Source organism: Enterobacter sp. CGMCC 5087 (assembly GCF_003144775.1).
Taxonomy (GTDB): Bacteria; Pseudomonadota; Gammaproteobacteria; order Enterobacterales; family Enterobacteriaceae; genus Enterobacter; species Enterobacter cloacae_M.
In genome coordinates, this window is sequence record NZ_QFXN01000110.1 from 28,020 (window position 1) to 47,457 (window position 19,438).

General features: G+C 56.3%; 17 protein-coding genes. 2 read left to right on the forward strand and 15 right to left on the reverse strand.

Features of this window, described 5'->3' with window-relative positions; genetic code table 11:
* Positions 1–13 precede the first annotated feature (13 nt).
* The 7 genes from tap to DEO48_RS11075 form a co-directional block, all read right to left on the reverse strand.
* Positions 14–1,615 (reverse strand): methyl-accepting chemotaxis protein IV, encoded by a 1,602-nt coding sequence (gene tap / locus DEO48_RS11045; protein ID WP_045356785.1) that lies wholly within the window; start codon positions 1,613–1,615, stop codon positions 14–16.
* Between the two features lie 44 nt (positions 1,616–1,659).
* Entirely contained in the window at positions 1,660–3,327 is a 1,668-nt protein-coding gene (gene tar / locus DEO48_RS11050; protein WP_109845180.1) for a methyl-accepting chemotaxis protein II, read from the reverse strand.
* An 84-nt stretch (positions 3,328–3,411) separates the two neighbouring features.
* On the reverse strand, positions 3,412–4,374 hold the full coding sequence (locus DEO48_RS11055) for a spore coat U domain-containing protein (RefSeq protein ID WP_109845181.1): 963 nt from the start codon (positions 4,372–4,374) through the stop codon (positions 3,412–3,414).
* Positions 4,371–6,755 carry a fimbria/pilus outer membrane usher protein gene (locus DEO48_RS11060; protein WP_109845182.1) on the reverse strand — a complete coding sequence of 795 codons (2,385 nt, stop codon included), beginning with the start codon at positions 6,753–6,755 and terminating at the stop codon, positions 4,371–4,373. The genes DEO48_RS11055 and DEO48_RS11060 overlap by 4 nt, the downstream gene beginning before the upstream one ends.
* Positions 6,731–7,486 carry a molecular chaperone gene (locus tag DEO48_RS11065; protein ID WP_109845183.1) on the reverse strand — a complete coding sequence of 252 codons (756 nt, stop codon included), beginning with the start codon at positions 7,484–7,486 and terminating at the stop codon, positions 6,731–6,733. The genes DEO48_RS11060 and DEO48_RS11065 overlap by 25 nt, the downstream gene beginning before the upstream one ends.
* Before the next feature lie 16 nt (positions 7,487–7,502).
* Entirely contained in the window at positions 7,503–8,051 is a 549-nt protein-coding gene (locus tag DEO48_RS11070; RefSeq protein ID WP_109845184.1) for a spore coat U domain-containing protein, read from the reverse strand.
* A 12-nt stretch (positions 8,052–8,063) separates the two neighbouring features.
* A complete protein-coding gene (locus DEO48_RS11075; RefSeq protein ID WP_023312260.1) occupies positions 8,064–8,636 on the reverse strand; it encodes a spore coat protein U domain-containing protein in 573 nt (190 codons plus the stop codon).
* Positions 8,637–9,065: 429 nt separating this feature from the next.
* Between DEO48_RS11075 and DEO48_RS11080 the strand changes: the two genes are divergently transcribed.
* Positions 9,066–10,325: a dicarboxylate/amino acid:cation symporter gene (locus DEO48_RS11080; protein ID WP_109845185.1), complete on the forward strand. Its 1,260-nt coding sequence runs from the start codon at positions 9,066–9,068 to the stop codon at positions 10,323–10,325.
* Between the two features lie 103 nt (positions 10,326–10,428).
* Here DEO48_RS11080 and cheW read toward each other — a convergent pair whose 3' ends face one another.
* From cheW to flhD, 6 genes are all read right to left on the reverse strand, one after another.
* Positions 10,429–10,932: a chemotaxis protein CheW gene (cheW, locus tag DEO48_RS11085; protein ID WP_023312262.1), complete on the reverse strand. Its 504-nt coding sequence runs from the start codon at positions 10,930–10,932 to the stop codon at positions 10,429–10,431.
* Positions 10,933–10,951: 19 nt separating this feature from the next.
* Positions 10,952–12,988, reverse strand: a complete 2,037-nt coding sequence (cheA, locus tag DEO48_RS11090; RefSeq protein WP_109845186.1) for a chemotaxis protein CheA — start codon at positions 12,986–12,988, stop codon at positions 10,952–10,954.
* 4 nt (positions 12,989–12,992) lie between these two features.
* Entirely contained in the window at positions 12,993–13,922 is a 930-nt protein-coding gene (gene motB / locus DEO48_RS11095) for a flagellar motor protein MotB (RefSeq protein ID WP_109845187.1), read from the reverse strand.
* The gene (gene motA / locus DEO48_RS11100; protein WP_008500417.1) at positions 13,919–14,806 is read right to left on the reverse strand and encodes a flagellar motor stator protein MotA; all 888 of its coding nucleotides are present in this window, start codon (positions 14,804–14,806) and stop codon (positions 13,919–13,921) included. The genes motB and motA overlap by 4 nt, the downstream gene beginning before the upstream one ends.
* A 123-nt stretch (positions 14,807–14,929) precedes the next feature.
* Positions 14,930–15,508, reverse strand: a complete 579-nt coding sequence (flhC, locus tag DEO48_RS11105) for a flagellar transcriptional regulator FlhC (protein ID WP_013096051.1) — start codon at positions 15,506–15,508, stop codon at positions 14,930–14,932.
* A 2-nt stretch (positions 15,509–15,510) separates the two neighbouring features.
* Positions 15,511–15,861 (reverse strand): flagellar transcriptional regulator FlhD, encoded by a 351-nt coding sequence (gene flhD / locus DEO48_RS11110; RefSeq protein WP_008500415.1) that lies wholly within the window; start codon positions 15,859–15,861, stop codon positions 15,511–15,513.
* Between the two features lie 794 nt (positions 15,862–16,655).
* Here flhD and uspC point away from each other — a divergent pair.
* Positions 16,656–17,084 carry a universal stress protein UspC gene (gene uspC, locus DEO48_RS11115; RefSeq protein ID WP_023312265.1) on the forward strand — a complete coding sequence of 143 codons (429 nt, stop codon included), beginning with the start codon at positions 16,656–16,658 and terminating at the stop codon, positions 17,082–17,084.
* Between the two features lie 15 nt (positions 17,085–17,099).
* Here uspC and otsA read toward each other — a convergent pair whose 3' ends face one another.
* Together otsA and otsB are read right to left on the reverse strand one after the other, a co-directional pair.
* Positions 17,100–18,524, reverse strand: coding sequence for an alpha,alpha-trehalose-phosphate synthase (gene otsA, locus DEO48_RS11120; RefSeq protein WP_109845188.1), 1,425 nt, complete (start codon positions 18,522–18,524; stop codon positions 17,100–17,102).
* Positions 18,499–19,302: a trehalose-phosphatase gene (otsB, locus tag DEO48_RS11125; RefSeq protein ID WP_109845189.1), complete on the reverse strand. Its 804-nt coding sequence runs from the start codon at positions 19,300–19,302 to the stop codon at positions 18,499–18,501. Before otsB ends, otsA begins: the two co-directional genes overlap by 26 nt.
* Positions 19,303–19,438: the final 136 nt, after the last annotated feature.

Sequence of the window (19,438 nt, forward strand, 5' to 3'; positions counted from 1 at the left end):
TTCTTAATTACATTCAGGATACAACTGGCACGGCCTGCGACCGCCCGACTTCTGTTACTGCTTCAACGTGCTCTTTCACATTAAATACCGCGACCAGTCCGGTCAGACGATCCGCCTGGCTTGCCAGCTGGTCGGTTGCCGCTGCCGCTTCCTCAACTAACGAGGCGTTCTGTTGCGTCACCTGATCCATCTGGCTGACGGCCTGGGCAACCTGCTCAATGCCGCGGCGCTGTTCGTCCGACGCCGAGGCGATCTCGCCCATGATGTCGTTAACCCGCGTGACGGAGGTGACGATCTCGTGCATGGTTTTCGCCGCCGTATCCACTAGCGTTGAGCCCTGCTGAACGCGCGAGACCGACTCTTCGATCAGGACCTTAATTTCTTTCGCCGCGTTGGCGCTGCGGCTCGCCAGGTTACGCACTTCCCCCGCCACCACCGCAAACCCGCGCCCTTGCTCACCGGCGCGCGCCGCTTCCACGGCGGCATTCAGGGCCAGAATGTTGGTCTGGAACGCGATACCGTCAATCACGCTGATGATGTCACCAATTTTCTGCGAGCTGGTGGCAATCTCCTGCATGGTGCTCGCGACATGTGACGCCTGGTCACCGCCTTTCTTCGCCGTCATCGCCGCCTGTTTTGACAGATCTGAAGCCTGACGCGCGTTATCGGCGTTCTGGCCTACCGTCGCGGTCAACTGCTCCATGCTGGCCGCCGTCTGCGCCAGCGAGGCCGCCTGCTGCTCGGTGCGGGACGAGAGATCGTTGTTACCCGCCGCAATCTCAGAGATCCCGGTGTGCATGGCATAGCTGCCCTGCCGCACGTCGCTCACCGTTTCCCGCAGCGATCCCTGCATCGCCTTCAGGCTGGCAAAGATCGCCGAAATTTCGTTCTTGCCGAACACCGCTACCGGACGCGCCAGGTCCCCTTTCGCAATACTGTCGAAGTGGCTGCTGATAATCGCCAGCGGCTGCACGATCATCCTGCGCGACCAGAGCAGCGCCCCGCCGGTCAGCAGCCCTGCCAGAATCACCACCACGGCAAAGATGATGCCCGACATGTGATAGCTTTGACGGCTCTGGTCACCGGCACGCTGAACAGACTGGTTAATATCCTGCTGCCACGCGTTAAAGCTGCCGTCAAACGCCGCCTGAGACGCCTGAACCGGTGCGGTCATAAAGTCCGAAAGCTGGTTGTTCTCAAGCCACGTCGCCTGGTGGTCCAGATCGCTATACCACTGTTCAAAGTTCGTCTTCATGGCGGCCTTCAGCGCTTTCTCTTTCTCGCTGTCGGCGGCCTGCGCCGTAAAGGCTTTAAACTGTGCGTCAGCCTGCTTCAGGCTGTCGCGCGCGGTCGCCATCAGCGCTTTAATGTCATCCGGCGGATAACTCAGCGCGGTTAAGGTTCCCGCCTTGTTCAGCGCAGTGCTTGCCTGCAACAGCACGGCACGCGTTTGTGCCAGTGCGGAGCGCTGCTGATTACTCGCCTCAACTTCCTGCAAATTCTGATAGCCATCGCGAAACGCCCAAAAAGACAACCCGTTACTGCCAACCTGCAACACACCGCAAAGGATCAGAATCAAAAACAGTGTGGTCGAGATACGAATACGATTTAACATCCACGCTCCCATCAAGCGGCAAGCAGCCGCGGTTTAATTGTCAGTCAAAATGTTTCCCAGTTTTCATCTTGTCCGGTCGTCGCGGTACGCGTACGGTTAGCAGCCGATTCAACGGCTGGCGCGCGATACGTCGCCTGCGGGGTGACCGAGTTTCCAGCGAGTGAAGCGAGACGAAACGCCGAGACGGCCATCTTCAGACGGCTCGCCTGGTCTTCCAGAGCAGCGGCCGCCGCAGCGGACTCCTGCACCAGCGCGGCGTTTTGCTGTGTCACGCGATCCATTTCCGATACCGCCAGGGCAACCTGGTCGATACCACGACTCTGCTCATCGGACGCAGAGGCGATTTCACCCATGATGTCCGTCACGCGGGTGACGGCATTCACGATGTCATTCATGGTCTCCCCGGCGCTTTCCACCAGCACGGAGCCGGTATCCACGCGGGAGACGGAATCTTCAATCAGGGACTTGATCTCTTTTGCCGCGTTGGCGCTGCGGCTGGCCAGGTTGCGCACTTCCCCGGCCACCACGGCAAACCCGCGCCCCTGTTCGCCCGCGCGCGCCGCTTCCACGGCGGCGTTCAGCGCCAGAATGTTGGTCTGGAAGGCAATGCCGTCGATGACGCTGATGATGTCGGCAATTTTCTTCGAGCTGTCGGCGATTTCGTGCATGGTTTTCACCACGCCATCCACCACGCGTCCGCCGCGCTGCGCCGTCTCGGAGGCGCTTTCCGCCAGCTGAGACGCCTGGCGGGCGTTATCGGCGTTCTGCTTCACGGTCGCGGTGAGCTGCTCCATGCTGGCGGCCGTCTCTTCCAGGGCGGAAGCCTGCTGTTCGGTGCGCGAAGAGAGGTCGTTATTGCCCATCGCAATTTCGCTGGTGCCGGTATAGATCGCCTCCGACCCGTTACGGACGTTGGCGACGGTTTCGATTAACGAACGCTGCATATGGTCAACGCTGTTTGCCAACTCGGTGATCTCATTGCGCCCGGAAACGGTCAGCGTTTTGGTCAGGTCACCGCTGGCAATTTCGCGAATGTGGGCAATGACGCGGCCGAGTGGGTTCAGCAGGATATGGCGAATGCCGTACCAGACCGCAACCAGCACAATAACCAGCGCCAGCGCCAGCACCGCCATCTGCCATTTCGCAAAGCGGTAGTCATTCTGGCTTGCCGTAAAGGCCGAGTGATAGAGATCGCCACTGGCCTTCGCGTATTCCCCCAGCGCCGCGCCGAGCGCGTTTTGCATCCCCTGCGTTGGCTGCGCGAAATAGGCGTCCATATTGCCGCTCTCCAGGAACTGAATCAGCTCTGCCAGACCGGCATGATAGGCGTTGTATTTTTCGTCAATGTTCTGGCTCACCTGCTCCATTGCAGGCTGTGGGGTAATCTTTTTGAAGGCGTCGTAATGTTTCGCGGCGTCAGCGAGGGTCGCACGGGCATTTTTCAACAGATCGGTTTTGGCGCTGCTCTGCTGATTGTTGGGGTCCATCATCATGCGCGCGGACGAGCGGCTCAGGTTGATGCGCGTTTGCAGCATCAGATCCCACGTCGACGTGAGTTCACTCTGCTGCAGGCGGAGATCGTTCGAGGCCGCGAAGCTGTCCTGGTTCTGTTTTAATGACGAGAAAAAAAGCCCGCCGGAGATGAGCTGAAGAAGTGCGAAAATGACCAGCACCATCATGAGCATTGTGACAACGCGGATACGGTTCAACATACAACACCTTCTCATAGATTTATTAACGGTGTTATCGGCACAGCCCACAGGAACTTTACATTTGCGAAAGGGAAAAGCGCGGGGTTAAAACGCCACGTCGACAATCAACGTGTCGGTGTAGGTTCCGGCGGGCGGCGTGGCCTGATTGGTCAGGACTTTAGCGGTGTAGTTGTAGGTGCGCAGTAAACCGTCGGTACTGACCTGGGACGATACCGCGCTGGACCAGCGCTCGCTGCCGCTGCCGCCCCAGCGGTTACCGGTGGCTTCCTTATAGATGTCGTAGCTCATGGCGTTGCTGCCGCTCACCATCCGCCGCACGTTGTTCAGCGCGTTGGCGCCGTTATTAATGCCGATGGTATACGAACTTCCTTTGGTACAGGTGACGGCAATCGCCTGCGAGACGGTGGGGAAACTTTGCACCAGCGGTGCGCTGTTGAAGTTCACATCTGGCGTGGTCATGGCGCTGCAGTCGTTGGTGACGGTCATATCGAGCAGGATGGTGGTTGTCGCGGTTCCCGTCTGATTGATTGTGCAAACGCCGAGCGCGCCCACGGAGCACACGCTGTAGTTAATGCTGAAGGTTAACTGCACCTGATATGGCCCGGCAGTGACGTTTTGCCCGGCGACGGTGCGGAAATAGAGCGGAATGTTGTACTGCTTTGACCCCAGCAACCCCAGCAGGGTATTCCCGCTCCAGGTATACGATTTACTTATCTGTACCTCGCTGCTGCTCGCGCATCCCGATAACCCGCACAGCCGGGTGGGGATCACGTCGGTGATGGCCGCATTATCCGTGCGTTTCATCGTGGCCCGGCTGCTGCCCGAAACCGATGCCGCGGTGTAGGTCAGCGTTACCGAGTCGCTGGTCAGCAGATTCAGTACGGCATCGCAGGCCACCACCAGCGTGCCGGTCGTTTGAACTTCTCCGGTACCGCTAAGCGCGAACGAGGTGACGCTGCCAAACGACGCATTAACCGTACTGACGGTACACGCCGCCCAGCTGCCGCCGGAGAACAGCAGCAGGATCAACAGCAGCAGGCGCGTCATGGCGCCTCCCGGCAAATCAGCGGCCCGTAGGTTTTCAGCTTATGCTCCGGATTGGCCCCCACGGTCAGAGTAGTCTTGCAGCGCCTCCCGTCAGGTGCGATCACCTCCAGCGGGTTCACATCGCTGAGATTTTCCAGCCAGGCGATGCCGTCATACCCCACCACCGCATTGCTGCGCGAGGCGCGTCGAACCTGACTTCCCACCGGCAACGCCTTCCCGTTCGTATCATGCAGAATAACGCTTGCCACCCGCTCCTGCTCCATCGGGAAATCGACCAGATAGCCGCTGTGACGCCGAATCGCGATCCGGCGCTCGGTCTCTTTCAGACGGGTATCCGCGGGCAGATTCAGGGTATCAATCCGGTAGCTGGCCGGGTAATACGCCGACACCCCGCTCACCAGCAGGTAGCCGTTATTATTGGTTTTACCGACGGGCTGGTTCTCATAGCTGACGGGCACGTCCGGGTGGCCGTCGGTGCTGATGACCACAAACGCATCGTTAATCTTATTCGCCGCGAACAGCTCGCCGTCCATAAGCACAACGGCGCCCATCGCCTCGCCCCACCAGGTCATGGTATCCCTTTCGCCATAGCCGCCGCCCTGCAGCTCGATATTGTTATTGCGCCAGCCCAGCGTACCCTGTTGATAATCACTGGATCTCGACTGGTTGGCCCAGGCCATGTTCCAGCTGAACCCACCGTCAGAAGGCATGGAGTGGTTGTAGTTAATGCGCTGGGTACTGCCTGCATCCGGAGTGTTTTCGACGGTGACGGCAGCGCTGTCGCGAGCCCCCAGCGGCACCTGCAGCGACAGCGCGACCGTCCAGTCTCCCCGCTGCCGATCCCGGCTGCCGGCCAGGTAAATGCTGCTCGCCCCCCAGAGATTGCGGCTCCAGGAGAGATTGAGCAGTTCGGTTTTTTGGCTGTCAAAACTCTCCACGCCGATCCAGGCCGCACCGATGTTGCCGTACCGTCCCAGATTGAAGGTCAGCGAATACTGGTCCGTATTACGGCTAAAGCTGGCGATGGGCTTATCGTTTTCGTCATACACCGTCGGCTGATCGTAAAGGGCCAGATTGCCAAAGCCGCGGTCACGGCGCGTGTGCTGGGTGGCGACGCTAAACTCGCTGGTACTGTACTGGTAACCCCAGTTGATTTGCCCGCCCGCATCACCGCGCATGCGGCTTTGCGAGTAAGAGGTATTCACTACGCCAAACTGGCCGAGTTTTATTACCGTCCCCGCGCCGCCCAACGCCAGCTCCTGCGCCCCTTCCGCGTGGCCCTCGAGGGTTAGCCAGTCCGTCATCCCGTAGCGATACGAGCCGCTGCCGGCTGCCGGACCGTAGTCAAAATTCTTGATACCGTAATTGCGCCGCAGGCTGCCGAGCGTCACGGCGCCGTCGCTCAGCCCTTGTTTGAGCAGGTCGCTGGTGACGTAAAACGGTAGCGTGGTGCTTACCTGGCGCCCCAGCGCATCCGTCGTGACCAGAACCGCATCCCCGGCGCCGTTGATATAGGGCAGATTAGTCAGAGTGAAGGGCCCCGGCTGAAGCTGGGTTGAACCGGAGCGATAGCCGTTGATAAAGAGATCGACCGAAGTGGGTACCGCGGCTTCACCCGCGAACTCGGGCAGCGGCCATGTCACCAGGTCAGGACGCAGGGAGAAATCCCGCCCGACGCTTATCCCCCCCATTCGCACGCTGGAGCTCCAGCTCAGGGCATCGCTGATCACGTCCCCGGCGCTCCAGCTCATCGCGTCATCTTCGTTGGTGAACAGCAGGGTCGTGTCATAGCGTACATACCCTTCCTGCTGTCCGTCGTTACCGGTAAAATTTTCCCGCGCGTAACCGGTCGAGGAAAACGAGCCGTTCTCGTTGAAGTAGCGGAACTCATGCCAGATCGACGCCTGACCGCCGATATGTTCCGTGTGGTTGGTGTAGAGATCGTAATTCAGCAGCGCGCCGCGCCCGAAGTGCGGTTTGGCCTGCGCCGCTTGCGCGCTGAAAGGCGTCACGCGGGCCGTCACCCAGTCGCGGGGAACGGTCAGCAGCAGGCGCTGCGCGGCGCTGTCGTACTCCACCCGAACCTGAGCAAGCGAGGAGAGATTTACCTCGCCGGTGGGAACGTGCGCCGGGGGCAGCCCCGCGCGCAGCAAATCGGCGCTGGAGATAAAGAAAGCGCCTTTACGCTGCGTCACGGGCACGACCAGGCCGGTATCGTAGTGGTTGAGCACGAGGGCCAGCTGGAAAACCGCTTCATCATTTACCGCCTGTGCCTGGGGAGGCGGCGGTAAACTGTCGTCGCCGGGCTCGGCCAGGGTCGCGGAACTGACGCATAGCAGTATCATCATCGCCGGCTTCAGTTGACGGGCGTCGACTGCCATTGTTCGTCCCTGGCATTAATCTGCGCGCTCATCCGCTCTGGCTGACGAACGCCAGCGGGTATAGGCCAGCTGCGGGTACTGCCCGGCAGAACGTAACCCAGCAATCCTTCCGCCACCGTGCGTTTCTGACCTCCCTGCTCCAGCGCCACCTGGCTCAGCCTGACGTGGACATCCCCCCGATTTTTGACCTCCAGCGCAGGCTTACCCTCAGCCTGCGTCACCCGCCAGCTCAGGTTTTGGGTCTCCACCAGCGCGTGATGCGCCCCCTCTTTGATGGTCGGGATCCCCTGTCCATATACGAACAGAGGGATGGAGTAACGCATCTGCAATTTCAGGCCGATAGCGGGTTCGGCTTTGGCATCTGGCTGGGGGATTTCATCGACGATAATGCGATAGGCCTGTTCGACCCCTGCAGGAACCGTAGCCTGTTTGATAAGGCGAATGAGCTGCTTGCTGCCCGTGCCAATCGTGACGATGGGCGGGCTGGCGACCACGTCCTGCTGCGCGGTATAGCGCTCGTGTCCGTCCTCCTGCTTCCAGCGCACGATGCGAACCTGCATCGTCGTGGCGCTGTTTCCCTGGTTCTGGATCCACAGCTCCGTGGCGTTGGCGTCCGCAGCAAGCCAGGGATCGATCGGCCAGAGCAGGATGGTGGCCGCCGCCTGCGCCTGGCCAGCAACCGCCATTCCCAACGCGCCCGCCAGACAAACCGGTCTGAAAAATGGCTTCATCAACACTCTCCCTTTATTACCATGACAAGGTCACGGTGAGCTGATCGGAATAGGTTCCCGCCGGGCTAAACCCGGTCAGTAGCGCCACGCCAAAAAGCGGCAGCGCGATGTTATTGCTGTTGGTATAGGTCACCGCTATCGCCTGGTTGACGCCAATTTCGCTGTTCGCGGCCAGCGAGCTGCTGCTGTAGAGTCGGTATGGCACCATATCGACGCCGTTCGCGCGCTTCATGCGGCGAACGGATGAATAATTTTGACCGCCATTAATGCTCATGCTCAGCGCCACGCCTGGCGTACAGGCAATAGACAACGCCCCGTTTGGCACAAAGCTGGTGCTGACCGGCGCGCTCTCGACGCCGTTATGGCTGCCAAAATCCAGCGTACCGAGAAGCCCTCCGCTACCGGTAACCACCGCGCATCCCGGGACAATCATCGCGCTGACCTTAAACGACTGGGATGTCACCGCATCCGCCGTGGGCATCATGAGCAATCCGACGATCAGCGCGAAAAAAGGCTGCACGCGTCCCTCTGCGCATTTGCGCAGACCTGTGAGAGATGCCTTCATGGCGGTTCGGGACTAGTAGGTGACGCTGACGTTAATCGTGTCGGTGTAGGTTCCCGGGACGACCGTCACGCTGTTACCGCCGCCGGTAATCCGTCCGTAGAGGGTATAACTGTCCACCCCGCCTGCCGTGGACGCGATCGGCAGCGCGGCGTTATTGGCAATCACGGTGTTAAACCCGCTGTCGCTGTACAGGCTGTAGGCTACGCCCTGTGCCGCGTTGGCCGTATTTACCAGATAGCGTTCAGGCGTGCCCGGCGAACCGACAACCGAGCCGGGCGCAGTGGAGTGGGTATTACCGGTGATCGCGACCGTATAGCTGGCGGTCGTACATTGAATGGTGAAGGTGTTTCCGCCGCTGGCGCCGCTCAGCTGCGTCGTAAGCGTGGAAAAGGTTGCCGGATGGGTACCGAAATCGAGCGTACCGAAGTTAATGCCACTTTGTGCGGGCGAGCCGTTTATCAGACACCCGTTTGTCAGCGTCAGCGTTGCACCGATGGTGCCGCTGCTGGTGACGGCCAGCGCCTGATGCGCCGTTGTCGCAGCCAGTAAGGTGCCTGCGCAGATCAAAAGAAGTTTTCTTTTCATTTACCACCCTCCAGATGACGTCTCCGTTCCCTTGCCACATTTTATTTTTGTCGTTCAAGATGTTAGCCCCGCTTAACGTTCCTCTGAGGGGGTTATTGAGAATTTAGTTTACGGATATCGCTTCGACCACCTGACCCTTAACGCATAAGGCATATATCTTATTGACTCATTTTTCTTATAAATAACAGAAGGTTAAATTAATTCAGACAGCAATTTTATTCTATTCGGGGAGAATATATCCATTAAAGTGTGACATCGATCACAATATATCGTCGACGCATTAACAACAAAATTAATAAAACTTAAAAAGGAGTTGTATCCCCCTACACTTTGCGTCAATTTATGTGCCGAATAATTTCCCGCATCGTAATAAAAAATTTATATGTATCGATGCGGGCTACATCTGAAGCGCATAGAGGGTCTTTTTTCGTGGCAAGTGCAAACAAACTCACACTCTTCATCGTGATATTCATGCTGGCGGGTATTCTTTCAGGGGCAGCAATTCATGAGTATGCATCTGCGGATGCCATCACAGCCTGGTCGGATAATATTACCCTTCTGACCGATATTTTCCTCCGTCTAATCAAAATGGTCATTGCACCGTTGGTCTTCAGCACGCTCACCGTCGGCATTATGAAGCTGGGCGAAACCTCCACCATTGGCCGCGTTGGCGGCAAAGCGATGGTGTGGTTTATCAGCTCATCCGTGCTCTCAATTCTGGTTGGCCTGTTCATCGTCACGCTGGAGCATCCGGGAAGCGGTCTGAACCTGACGGTTCCGACAGAAGCGGTAGATACCGGCCTGGCCGTTAGCGGCATGACGCTGAAAGCGTTCCTGTCGCACACCATTCCGACCAGCATCGCGGGGGCGATGTCGAACAATGAGATCCTGCAGATTGTGGTGTTCTCGATGTTCTTCGGCATCGGCGGCGCGTCGCTGGGGCAGAAATTCAACGCGCCGCTGGTGGCCGCGCTGGATGTGGTTTCCCATATCATGCTGAAGGTAACGGGTTACGTGATGTACGTTGCTCCGCTGGCCATTTTCGCGGCGATTTCATCCGTCATTGCCACGCAGGGTCTGGGCATTCTGTTGAACTACGCCTCCTTTATTGGCGGCTACTATGTTGCCATTCTTCTCACCTGCATGGTGCTCCTGGCCGTGGGCTACATGGTGCTGAAAAAAGAGGTGTTTCGCCTGGTCAGCATGCTGAAAGACCCGGTCCTGGTGGCGTTTACCACCAGCAGCTCTGAAGCCGCCTACCCGAAAACGCTGGAGCAGCTGGAGCGCTTTGGCTGCTCGCGCAACATCGCCTCTTTCGTTCTGCCGATTGGCTACTCCTTCAACCTGGTGGGTTCGATGGTGTACTGCTCTTTCGCCTCGATGTTTATCGCTCAGGCGTACAACATTCACCTGAGCTTCTCTGAAGTGACGGTACTGATGCTGACTCTGATGCTGGCGTCGAAAGGGATTGCGGGCGTGCCTCGTTCATCCCTGGTAGTGCTGGCAGCAACCATTCCAAGCTTTAACATTCCGGTGGCGGGTATTCTGCTGCTGATGGGGATCGACCACTTCCTGGATATGGGCCGTTCCGCAATTAACGTGCTGGGGAATGGGATCGCGACCGCGATGCTGTCGCAGAATGAAGGCGCGCGGGAAGCTGAAGCTGAACTGGTAAAGCAGGAAGCGTAAGGTGAAAAAAAGGGTGAGGCCTGATGCCCTCACCCCAGCCCTCTCCCACAGGGAGAGGGTGCAAACACAAAAACGGCAACCTGGGTTGCCGTTTTGCATTTACCTACGCTACGTGACTCGCGGCGATATCCAGCAGCGCCATCTCATCGCTGTTCAGCAACTTCTCAATGTTCACCAGGATCAGCATACGCTCGCCGAGCGCGCCCAGGCCGGTCAGGTATTCGGTCGACAGCGTGACCGCAAACTCCGGCGCAGGACGAATTTGGTCAGAGGTCAGGGAAAGCACATCAGATACGCCGTCCACCACGATACCTACCACGCGCTGCCCCAGATTCAGAACGATCACCACGGTGTTGTCGTCGTAGTCAACGTCGCCCTGGCTGAACTTCACGCGCAGGTCCACGATTGGCACAATGACGCCACGCAGGTTGGTGACACCTTTAATAAAAGCAGGCGTGTTAGCGATGCGGGTAACCTGGTCGTAACCACGGATTTCCTGCACTTTCAGGATATCGATGCCGTACTCCTCATCGCCTAAAGTGAATACCAGGAATTCCTGCCCTGATGGCTCGCCCGCCAGTTTCGTTACATTACTCATACCGGTCATGTTATTACCTTCTACTTAATCAGGCGGCTGTGTACGCCACACGTTGTTCACGATTTAAACCCTGAAGCGCCGACACATCGACGATCAGCGCCACGCTACCATCACCCAGAATGGTGGCGGCAGAAATACCCGGCACTTTGCGGTAGTTGCTTTCGAGGTTCTTCACTACCACCTGGTGCTGGCCAATCAGCTGATCGACCAGCAGCGCGTAGCGACGGCCCGCGCTTTGCAGGATCACAACGATGCCCTGCGTGGCCTCTGTCTTCGCCCCGTCCACTTCGAACACTTTCCACAGTTCCACCAGCGGCAGGTATTCACCGCGCACTTCGAGGACGCGCTCGCCGCCCGCCAGCGGATGCAGATCTTCTTCACGCGGCTGCAGGGATTCCATCACGGCGTTCAGCGGCAGGATAAAGACTTCGTCCGCCACTTTGACAGACATGCCGTCGAGGATCGCCAGCGTCAGCGGTAGCAGGATGCGAATGGTGGTGCCGGAACCCTGTTTAGACTGGATCTCAACGTGGCCGCCCATCTCCTGGATGTTACGTTTCACCACGTCCATGCCTACGCCGCGCCCGGAGACGTCGGTCACCTGCTCTGCGGTAGAGAAGCCCGGCGCGAAGATGAGCATGCCCACTTCTTCGTCGGTCATGTTTTCATTGACCGCCATCCCCTGCGAAATCGCTTTTGCAAGGATGCGCTCGCGGTTAAGACCCGCGCCGTCGTCGGTCACTTCGATGCAGATGTTCCCGCCCTGGTGTTCAGCAGAGAGGATCAGGTTACCGACCGGGGATTTTCCGGCGGCAATGCGGTTTTCCGGCAGTTCGATACCGTGGTCGAGGCTGTTACGCACCAGGTGCGTTAACGGGTCGATAATGCGCTCGATCAGGCTCTTATCCAGTTCGGTTGAGCTGCCCATCAGGGTCAGTTCAATCTGTTTATTCAGCTTGCTGGCAAGGTCGCGGACCAGACGCGGGAAGCGGCTGAAGACATATTCCATCGGCATCATACGGATGGACATGACCGATTCCTGCAGGTCGCGGGCGTTACGCTGCAGCTGGCCCATGCTGGTGATCAGATCGCCGTGCGTGACCGGGTCCAGTTCGTTAGAACGCTGGGCCAGCATCGACTGGGTGATCACCAGTTCGCCAACCAGGTTAATCAGCTGGTCGACCTTCTCAACGGCAACGCGGATACTGGTTGACTCGCTGGAGCGCGCGGCAGGTTTCTCTCCACGGCCAGGTGCCGCGGCCTCTTTTGGCACGGCCTTCAGCGCCGGAGCCGCAGGAGCCACAGCCGGTGCGGCGGCCTGAGCGACAGCGGCCACCTCTTCCGCAGCGGCAGGGGCGTCAACCGCAGCCGTTTCGGTTTCGAAGGCGATCTGGTCAGCTTCGATCACAAAGCACAGCACCGCCACGATATCGTCCTGCCCAATACCGTCATCAAGCGTCGCGGCAAGGCTGTCTTTGCCTTTTACCACGTTGCTTAATTTCGCCAGGTTACCCAGCTCTTCTTCCAGCAGGTTAACTTCATTCTCTTTGAGACGTGACAGCACAACGCGCAGTTTGCCCGCTTGTGCAGCGGCTGGCGCGGCCTCGTCGGCAGCAACCGCATCGACAACGCTCAGTTTCGCCGCAGGGACAACGGCTGCAGCGACCTCACCTTTTGCTTCCAGGGCGAGCTGGCGCAGCGCGTTGCAGATGTATTCAAAGCTGGCGGCATCAGGCTCTGCCGAACTTTTATAGGCGTCGAGCTGTTCCTGCATAATATCTTTGGTTTCCAAAAACAGGTTGATAATGTCGGTATTGAGCTGCATCTCACCGCGTCGTGCTTCATCAAGCAGGTTTTCCATTAAATGGGTCGTTTCCTGCAGGATGGTAAATCCAAACGTTCCGGCTCCGCCTTTAATAGAGTGCGCCGCACGGAAGATGGCATTGAGCTGCTCGGAGTCCGGTGCTTCGGGCACCAAATCGAGCAAGTGTTGCTCCATATCGGCCAACAATTCGTCGGCTTCATCAAAGAATGTCTGGTAAAAATCGCTAATATCCATGCTCACGCTATCACCTCGGATTGGCTGGTGGCGATGTTGGAACGGCAGCCGAAGGAACGGCCCCAGGCTGTTTTAAATCGTCCAGTGACTCATTCTGACTTTCGGCGTTTTCATGCAGGATGGCCTGCTCCGCCTGCTGGTTCAGCACTAAAAGACTGATACGACGGTTGATGGCATCATCCGGCCCGCGGTCGGAAACGCGCATGGTTGCGGCCATGCCGACTACGCGCAGTACCTTGCCATCATCAAGCCCACCTACCACCAGCTCGCGACGCGAGGCGTTGGCACGATCGGCAGAAAGCTCCCAGTTGCTGTATCCCTTCTCCCCACTGGCGTACGGGAAATCATCCGTGTGTCCTGACAGGCTGATTCGGTTAGGAATGCCGTTCAGCACCGGTGCAATGGCACGCAGAATGTCGCGCATATACGGTTCGACTTCCGCACTCCCGGTTTTAAACATTGGGCGGTTCTGGCTGTCGATAATCTGAATACGCAGCCCTTCCTGCACCAGGTCGATCTTCAGATGTGGGCGCAGCGCGCGCAGTTTCGGATCTGCCTCAATCAGCTGATCGAGATCGCCACGCAGTTTCTTCAACCGCGCCTGCTCCATCTTTCTTTTCAGCTCGTCGATGTTCGGCTCTTTTTTCACCTCACCCTTCTGCTGGGTGTAATCATCGCCGCCGCCCGGGATCGGGCTGTCGCTGTTAGAGATACGCGGCCCGCCGGCTACCGCCGTTGCCAGCGGCGTGCGGAAATATTCGGCAATCTGGATCAGTTCTTTTGGGCTGGAGATGGAGATCAGCCACATCACCAGAAAGAACGCCATCATTGCCGTCATAAAGTCGGCGTACGCAATTTTCCACGAGCCGTGTGCGCCATGCCCGCCGCCCTTGTGCTTGCGTTTTTTTACGATGACGATCGGATGGGACTGGTTTTTCATGCGTCCTCAGTTGTCGTCTGTTGGTTTGGGTTTTTCACCGCACGCACGTGTTCTTCAAGCTCGATAAACGACGGACGCTCGCTGGAGTAAAGCGTTTTACGGCCAAACTCAACCGCGATCGGTGGCGCGTAACCGTTGAGGTTAGAGAGCAGCGTGATCTTCACGCACTGCATCATTTTGGTGGTTTCCGCGCTCTTCTGGCGCAGAACGCTCGCCAGCGGCGAAATGAAGCCGTACGCCAGCAAAATACCGAGGAAAGTCCCCACCATCGCGTGGGCAATCAGCGCGCCCAGCTCGGCTGCCGGACGGTCTGCCGAGGCCAGGGCGTGAACCACGCCCATTACCGCGGCAACGATACCGAATGCCGGAAGCGAGTCGCCGACCAGCGCCAGGCTGTTGGCCGGCACTTCAGATTCGCTTTCGTGGGTTTCAATCTCTTCGTCCATCAGCGCTTCGATTTCGAAGGTATTCATGTTGCCGCTGATGATGAGTCGCAGATAGTCGACGATGAAATCCAGCATCATGGCGTCAGCAAGAATTCGCGGATAGCTGGCAAAAATTTCGCTTTCTTTCGGGTTTTCAATATCCCGTTCAAGCGAGAACATGCCCTGCTGACGCGACTTCGCCATCAGGCGATAGAGCAATGCCAGCAGATCCATATACATGCTTTTGGTGTATTTCGAGCGACGGAACAGCAACGGAATCGCTTTCAGCGTGCCCTTGATTGATTTACCGTTGTTACCAACGATAAAAGCCCCTACCCCTGCGCCGCCGATGATAATAAGTTCAGCCGGTTGATAGAGTGCTCCAAGGTGCCCGCCGGTCATCATGTAACCGCCGAAAACTGTACCGAGAACTACCAGGTAACCTAATAAGATAAGCACGACATCATCCTTCCGCTAGTGACTATGGCAAGGACGTCCAGCTCGCAGCGTTTACCGTTTGCGGGGTAAAAAAAAGCAGCGGTAATTGCTTACCGCTGCTGGAATCTTTCCCACACGTTCGGGTTAAACAGCTTGTTCGATCTGTTCATCCAGCAGTTGTGGAATAATATCGGCAGCATCCCGGGAAAGTTTACGTCTTTTTACTGCGCGGGATGGAGGCTGACATAAACTACAGGCGAAGCTGCCTGCAGGCTGATGAGCATGGGTAATAAAATTGCCGTCGCAGCAGTTGCAGCGCGACAGTTCAAGCATTCCGCTCTCAACAAAACGCACCAGCGTCCATGCGCGGGTCAGCGCCAGCAGAGGGCCTTCTTCCTGCTGTGGGCATTGTTCAAGGTAAAGTTTGTACGCTTTGATCACGGCGTCAACGCCGCTGCACAAACCGGTTTTGAGAAGATACTGCCAGGCATTACAGAACATCGAAGCATGAATATTCTGCTCCCACGTCATAAACCAGTCGGTAGAAAACGGCAGCATGCCTTTCGGCGGGGGACTACCACGTAACTCTTTGTACAGTTTGATGAGACGACCACGGCTCAGCTGAGTCTCGCTTTCCAGCATTTGTAAACGAGCACCCAGCGTAATCAGCTCCATGGCCAACTGTATGTCACGCGCTTCCTGAACAATGCTTTTCTCGCTCATTGCTAGGCCCTTTTCTTACGGGCTACGTCATCAGGCTGGCTGATTTCGTTAAGCAAGCGAGTGGAAAGAAGAATACCGGTATGGATCTGTTGGAGATCGTCCACACGGGATTCCTGCGTCAGACGCGTTATTGTCTGCGAATCATCGAAACGGAACTGGCAAACCAGTTGATTCGTTTCAGCCAGTTTAACCATCTGCGGGAGGGTTAAGCCGCCCAGCATGGTTGCCATTTCTTCGTTAATACCCAGACGAAACATCGCGGACGCCTTGTCCTGACTAATCAAACGCTGCGCGAGCAGTAAATACGACAAATTGATGTCATAGATATGTTTTAGCAACTCGGATGTATGCATTGTTCCCATCCCGAATAACCAACTATTATTTTTATGCGGAAAGACCGCACCCCGTGATGTCGCCGGGAAATCACCCGGTATAAAAAAGAAAAGGCTAAATGCATAGTTGAATTTAGGTTTGTATTCACTGAAACCGTAAGAGAGAAACCGCGAATGCGTCTCTTACATGATTTATCATTTCTTACAAATAACTAAGATTTTTCCTAATTCGACGCAAACTCTACTCGTCAGTTTTGACACATACAATCCAGCCACCCTCAAATTTAAAAAAAATGTGATCCACGTCACACAATTTAAGTGAATATGACCCATAAATCCATCAGTATGACTTGTAATTTGTTCAATATTTAGCCAATCAGTACTGTTTTGTATTCTTAATTGACGAATACTCATGCAGAAGGGTGATCCAAACTGGCATGCAACGTGCTTTTCCAGCCGTAAGCGTCGCGCGGAAACATTTACATCAAGCCCCTCTCCTGGAAACATTTTTCTTACCGTGAAAAAACATATAGTTATGCAGGTAGCACAAAAAAGATGTTTCAGGACGTGATCATTCGAAATGAGTTTGTAACGCATCAAAACGATTTAACAGTCAAAGCGTGGATTTGTGTGATTTACGTTAAGTTGTTAATTTTTTTCATTTAGGCGCATTTTTCAGTTATTCTTCTTATAAGAATAATTAATGAATAATTATGATAAGCTTCACACTAATGTCGTAATCTGCTCTTGCAGAACCAGGGATTTCGCGGTAAAGGTGGTAAAACGCTGTCTTTCAGACACCCAAGGAGTGCGCCATGAGTTACTCCCATCTTCTTGTTTCCGTTGCAGTTTCCCCCGAAAGCCATCAGCTCGTCGCCCGGGCAGTTTCCATTGCCAGACCCCACAATGCCCGCATCAGCCTCATCACGCTCGCCGCAGAGCCAGAGATGTATAATCAGCTGGCCGCGCCCATGCTGGAGGATATTCGCGAGGTTCTGCAGGAAGAAACGCAGCAATTTCTGCGCGAACTAGTGGAAAAGGCACAATATCCTGTTTATGAGACCGTTATTGCGACCGGGGAACTTAACGCCCATATTCTCGATATGTGTCGTAAACAAAATATTGATTTAGTGATTTGCGGGAACCATAACCACAGCTTTTTATCGCGGGCAGCCTGCGCGGCGAAATCTATTGTCGCGTCGAGCCAGGTCGATGTGCTATTAGTGCCGCTTGGGGGGCATTAGCCCCCCAGCAGTAAATCAGGCGAGTTTAGGGAAGGTAGCGATCTTTTTTTGCAGATCGCCTTCATGACTTTGCGGAGCGATATCCCGGAGATCCTGAATAAAACGCGCCTGCCAGTGGTTAATATCGTTCTTCCGGATTGTTTCCATCATGTCAGCATGGCGGGAAATACGTTCCGTGAGCGGCATTGTCAGGGCGCGATTCAGCGCGTTAGCCACGTCATCCCTGTCGTAAGGGTTAACGATGAGTGCCGACGTGAGCTCATTTGCGGCCCCGGCAAACTGGGAAAGCACCAGAACACCCGGGTCGGCAGGATCCTGGGCAGCCACATACTCTTTCGCCACCAGGTTCATCCCGTCGCGCAGCGGCGTGACCAGCCCAACGTCCGCATAGCGGAAGACCTTCATCAGGATCTTACGGTCAAAGTGTTGATTCAGGTAAAACAGCGGCGTCCAGCCCAGCTGGCCGTAGCGGCCATTAATGCGCCCTGCTTCTGTCTCCAGCTGATGGCGAATATCCTGATAGGCCTGAACCTCACCGCGCGACGTCGGCGCAATCTGGGTATAGCGAATTTTCCCGTGATGCTGCGGGTATTTATCCAGCAGCGTTTCATACGCCAGGAAGCGTTCCGGCAGCCCTTTGGAATAATCAAGACGCTCAACCGAGAAGATATTTTTCACGTGCTTGAGTTCATTCTTAAGCTGCGCCAGCTTCGGCGGCAGCGGGCCGGAAGCCTGCTCCGCGATTTCGTCAGGTTCAATCCCTATTGGATAGACCTCGGTGTGGAAGGTTTTCCCCCACGCCGTATGGGTTTTCCCGCCTTTGGTCACCAGACGCGCTTTGCCAGACACGGAGTCAAGGAACGCGAGGCGGTCATTTTCGGTCTGGAAGCCCAGCAAATCGTAATCGCACAGCGCCTCCAGCAGCTCTTCATGCGGCGGCAGCGCGGTAAAAATTTCCGGCGTCGGGAAAGGAATGTGCAGGAAGAAGCCGATCCGGTTTTTCACCCCCCTCTTTCGCAGCTCGCGCGCGAAGGGCAACAGGTGATAATCGTGGATCCATAAAATATCGTCTTCTTCGATTAATGGCAGCAGTTTATCCGCCAGCAGCGCATTCACGCGCGAATAGCCTTCGAAAGATTCACGCTGGAATTTGACCAGGTCAAGACGATAGTGAAACGCAGGCCACAGGACGGCATTTGAGAACTGCGAGTAATACTCGTCATAGTCTTTCTCTTTCAATGCAAATGAAGCCCACGTAATGTTTCCGCGCGTCACCTTTTTGAGCGGTTTCTCTTCTTCACTGATTTCCCCACTCCAGCCAAACCACAGCCCTCCAGCGGCTTTTAAGGCACCTAACACCCCTACCGCCAGGCCACCTGCACTGGCTTTTTTATCGTCAGGCGGTGCGATTCGGTTAGAGACGACGACTAAGCGACCCATAATGGTTTCCCCCTTTGCTTTGCGCTATTTGTTGTTGTTGCTGGTTAGCGATGTCAGATATCCACTGCCAGACGCTAGCGACATCCGCCAGTCGCCATTCGGCAACGGTGTCACCAGGCCCCACCTTGACGGAGATCCCTTCGGCCTGATTCACCACGCGAAACCCGGCCTCGTCGGTCAGGTCATCGCCAATAAATACCGGTGTACGTCCCTTAAATGGCGGTTCCGCCATAAACGCCGCAATAGCAGCACCTTTATTAATCCCCTCAGGTTTTATCTCAACGACGCACTTCCCCGGCTGCAGCGCGAGCTGCGGGTGTGCATCGGCCACGCTGCGAGCAATCGCAAAGACCGCCGCCTCGTGATGCGGTGCCTGCCGATAGTGCAAAGCGAAAGCCATGCCCTTCTCTTCCAGTTCAGTGCCCGGAAGCGACTCAAGCGCCGAGGAAAGTTGAGTGTGTAACGCCTTAATTAAGGTCTCAGGAAGTGATACAACGTGCAGTTGATCATGGATATCGCGGCGCTCCGCTCCGTGTACACCGGCTAGCGGAAAGTGGTAAGGACTGGCGAGCACGTCCAGCTCGGCCATTGAGCGCCCTGAAATCAATGCCAATGCGCCCTCGTTCAGTCTTGAGAGCTGCTGCAAATTCTCTAGCACCGTATCCGGGACGACCACGTCGTCAGGATGCGGCTGGATCCCGGCGAGCGTCCCGTCGAGGTCGAAAAAGAAAGCATATTTTCCGGGCAGTACAGGCGGTGCGGTTAACAAGTCAGCCACCCTTTTCCTCCTTACGGTTTACGAGAGGTAAACGCCTTTACCTCTTTCATAGCCATGTAAGTATAGACAGTGTGACGTGGCTCGCCATTTGACAACCGCCCCGCCAGTATTACTGGCGAGGCGGTTAAGGGGGGAA

Bases quoted from the DNA above. Each gene is read 5' to 3' on its own strand.
- DEO48_RS11055 (WP_109845181.1), bottom strand. From the start codon at position 4,374: ATGACGCGCCTGCTGCTGTTGATCCTGCTGCTGTTCTCCGGCGGCAGC.
- DEO48_RS11070 (WP_109845184.1), bottom strand. From the start codon at position 8,051: ATGAAGGCATCTCTCACAGGTCTGCGCAAATGCGCAGAGGGACGCGTG.
- DEO48_RS11060 (WP_109845182.1), bottom strand. From the start codon at position 6,755: ATGGCAGTCGACGCCCGTCAACTGAAGCCGGCGATGATGATACTGCTA.
- otsA (WP_109845188.1), bottom strand. From the start codon at position 18,524: ATGGGTCGCTTAGTCGTCGTCTCTAACCGAATCGCACCGCCTGACGAT.
- cheW (WP_023312262.1), bottom strand. From the start codon at position 10,932: ATGACCGGTATGAGTAATGTAACGAAACTGGCGGGCGAGCCATCAGGG.
- motB (WP_109845187.1), bottom strand. From the start codon at position 13,922: ATGAAAAACCAGTCCCATCCGATCGTCATCGTAAAAAAACGCAAGCAC.
- DEO48_RS11075 (WP_023312260.1), bottom strand. From the start codon at position 8,636: ATGAAAAGAAAACTTCTTTTGATCTGCGCAGGCACCTTACTGGCTGCG.
- flhD (WP_008500415.1), bottom strand. From the start codon at position 15,861: ATGCATACATCCGAGTTGCTAAAACATATCTATGACATCAATTTGTCG.
- DEO48_RS11065 (WP_109845183.1), bottom strand. From the start codon at position 7,486: ATGAAGCCATTTTTCAGACCGGTTTGTCTGGCGGGCGCGTTGGGAATG.
- tar (WP_109845180.1), bottom strand. From the start codon at position 3,327: ATGTTGAACCGTATCCGCGTTGTCACAATGCTCATGATGGTGCTGGTC.
- tap (WP_045356785.1), bottom strand. From the start codon at position 1,615: ATGTTAAATCGTATTCGTATCTCGACCACACTGTTTTTGATTCTGATC.
- flhC (WP_013096051.1), bottom strand. From the start codon at position 15,508: ATGAGCGAGAAAAGCATTGTTCAGGAAGCGCGTGACATACAGTTGGCC.
- uspC (WP_023312265.1), top strand. From the start codon at position 16,656: ATGAGTTACTCCCATCTTCTTGTTTCCGTTGCAGTTTCCCCCGAAAGC.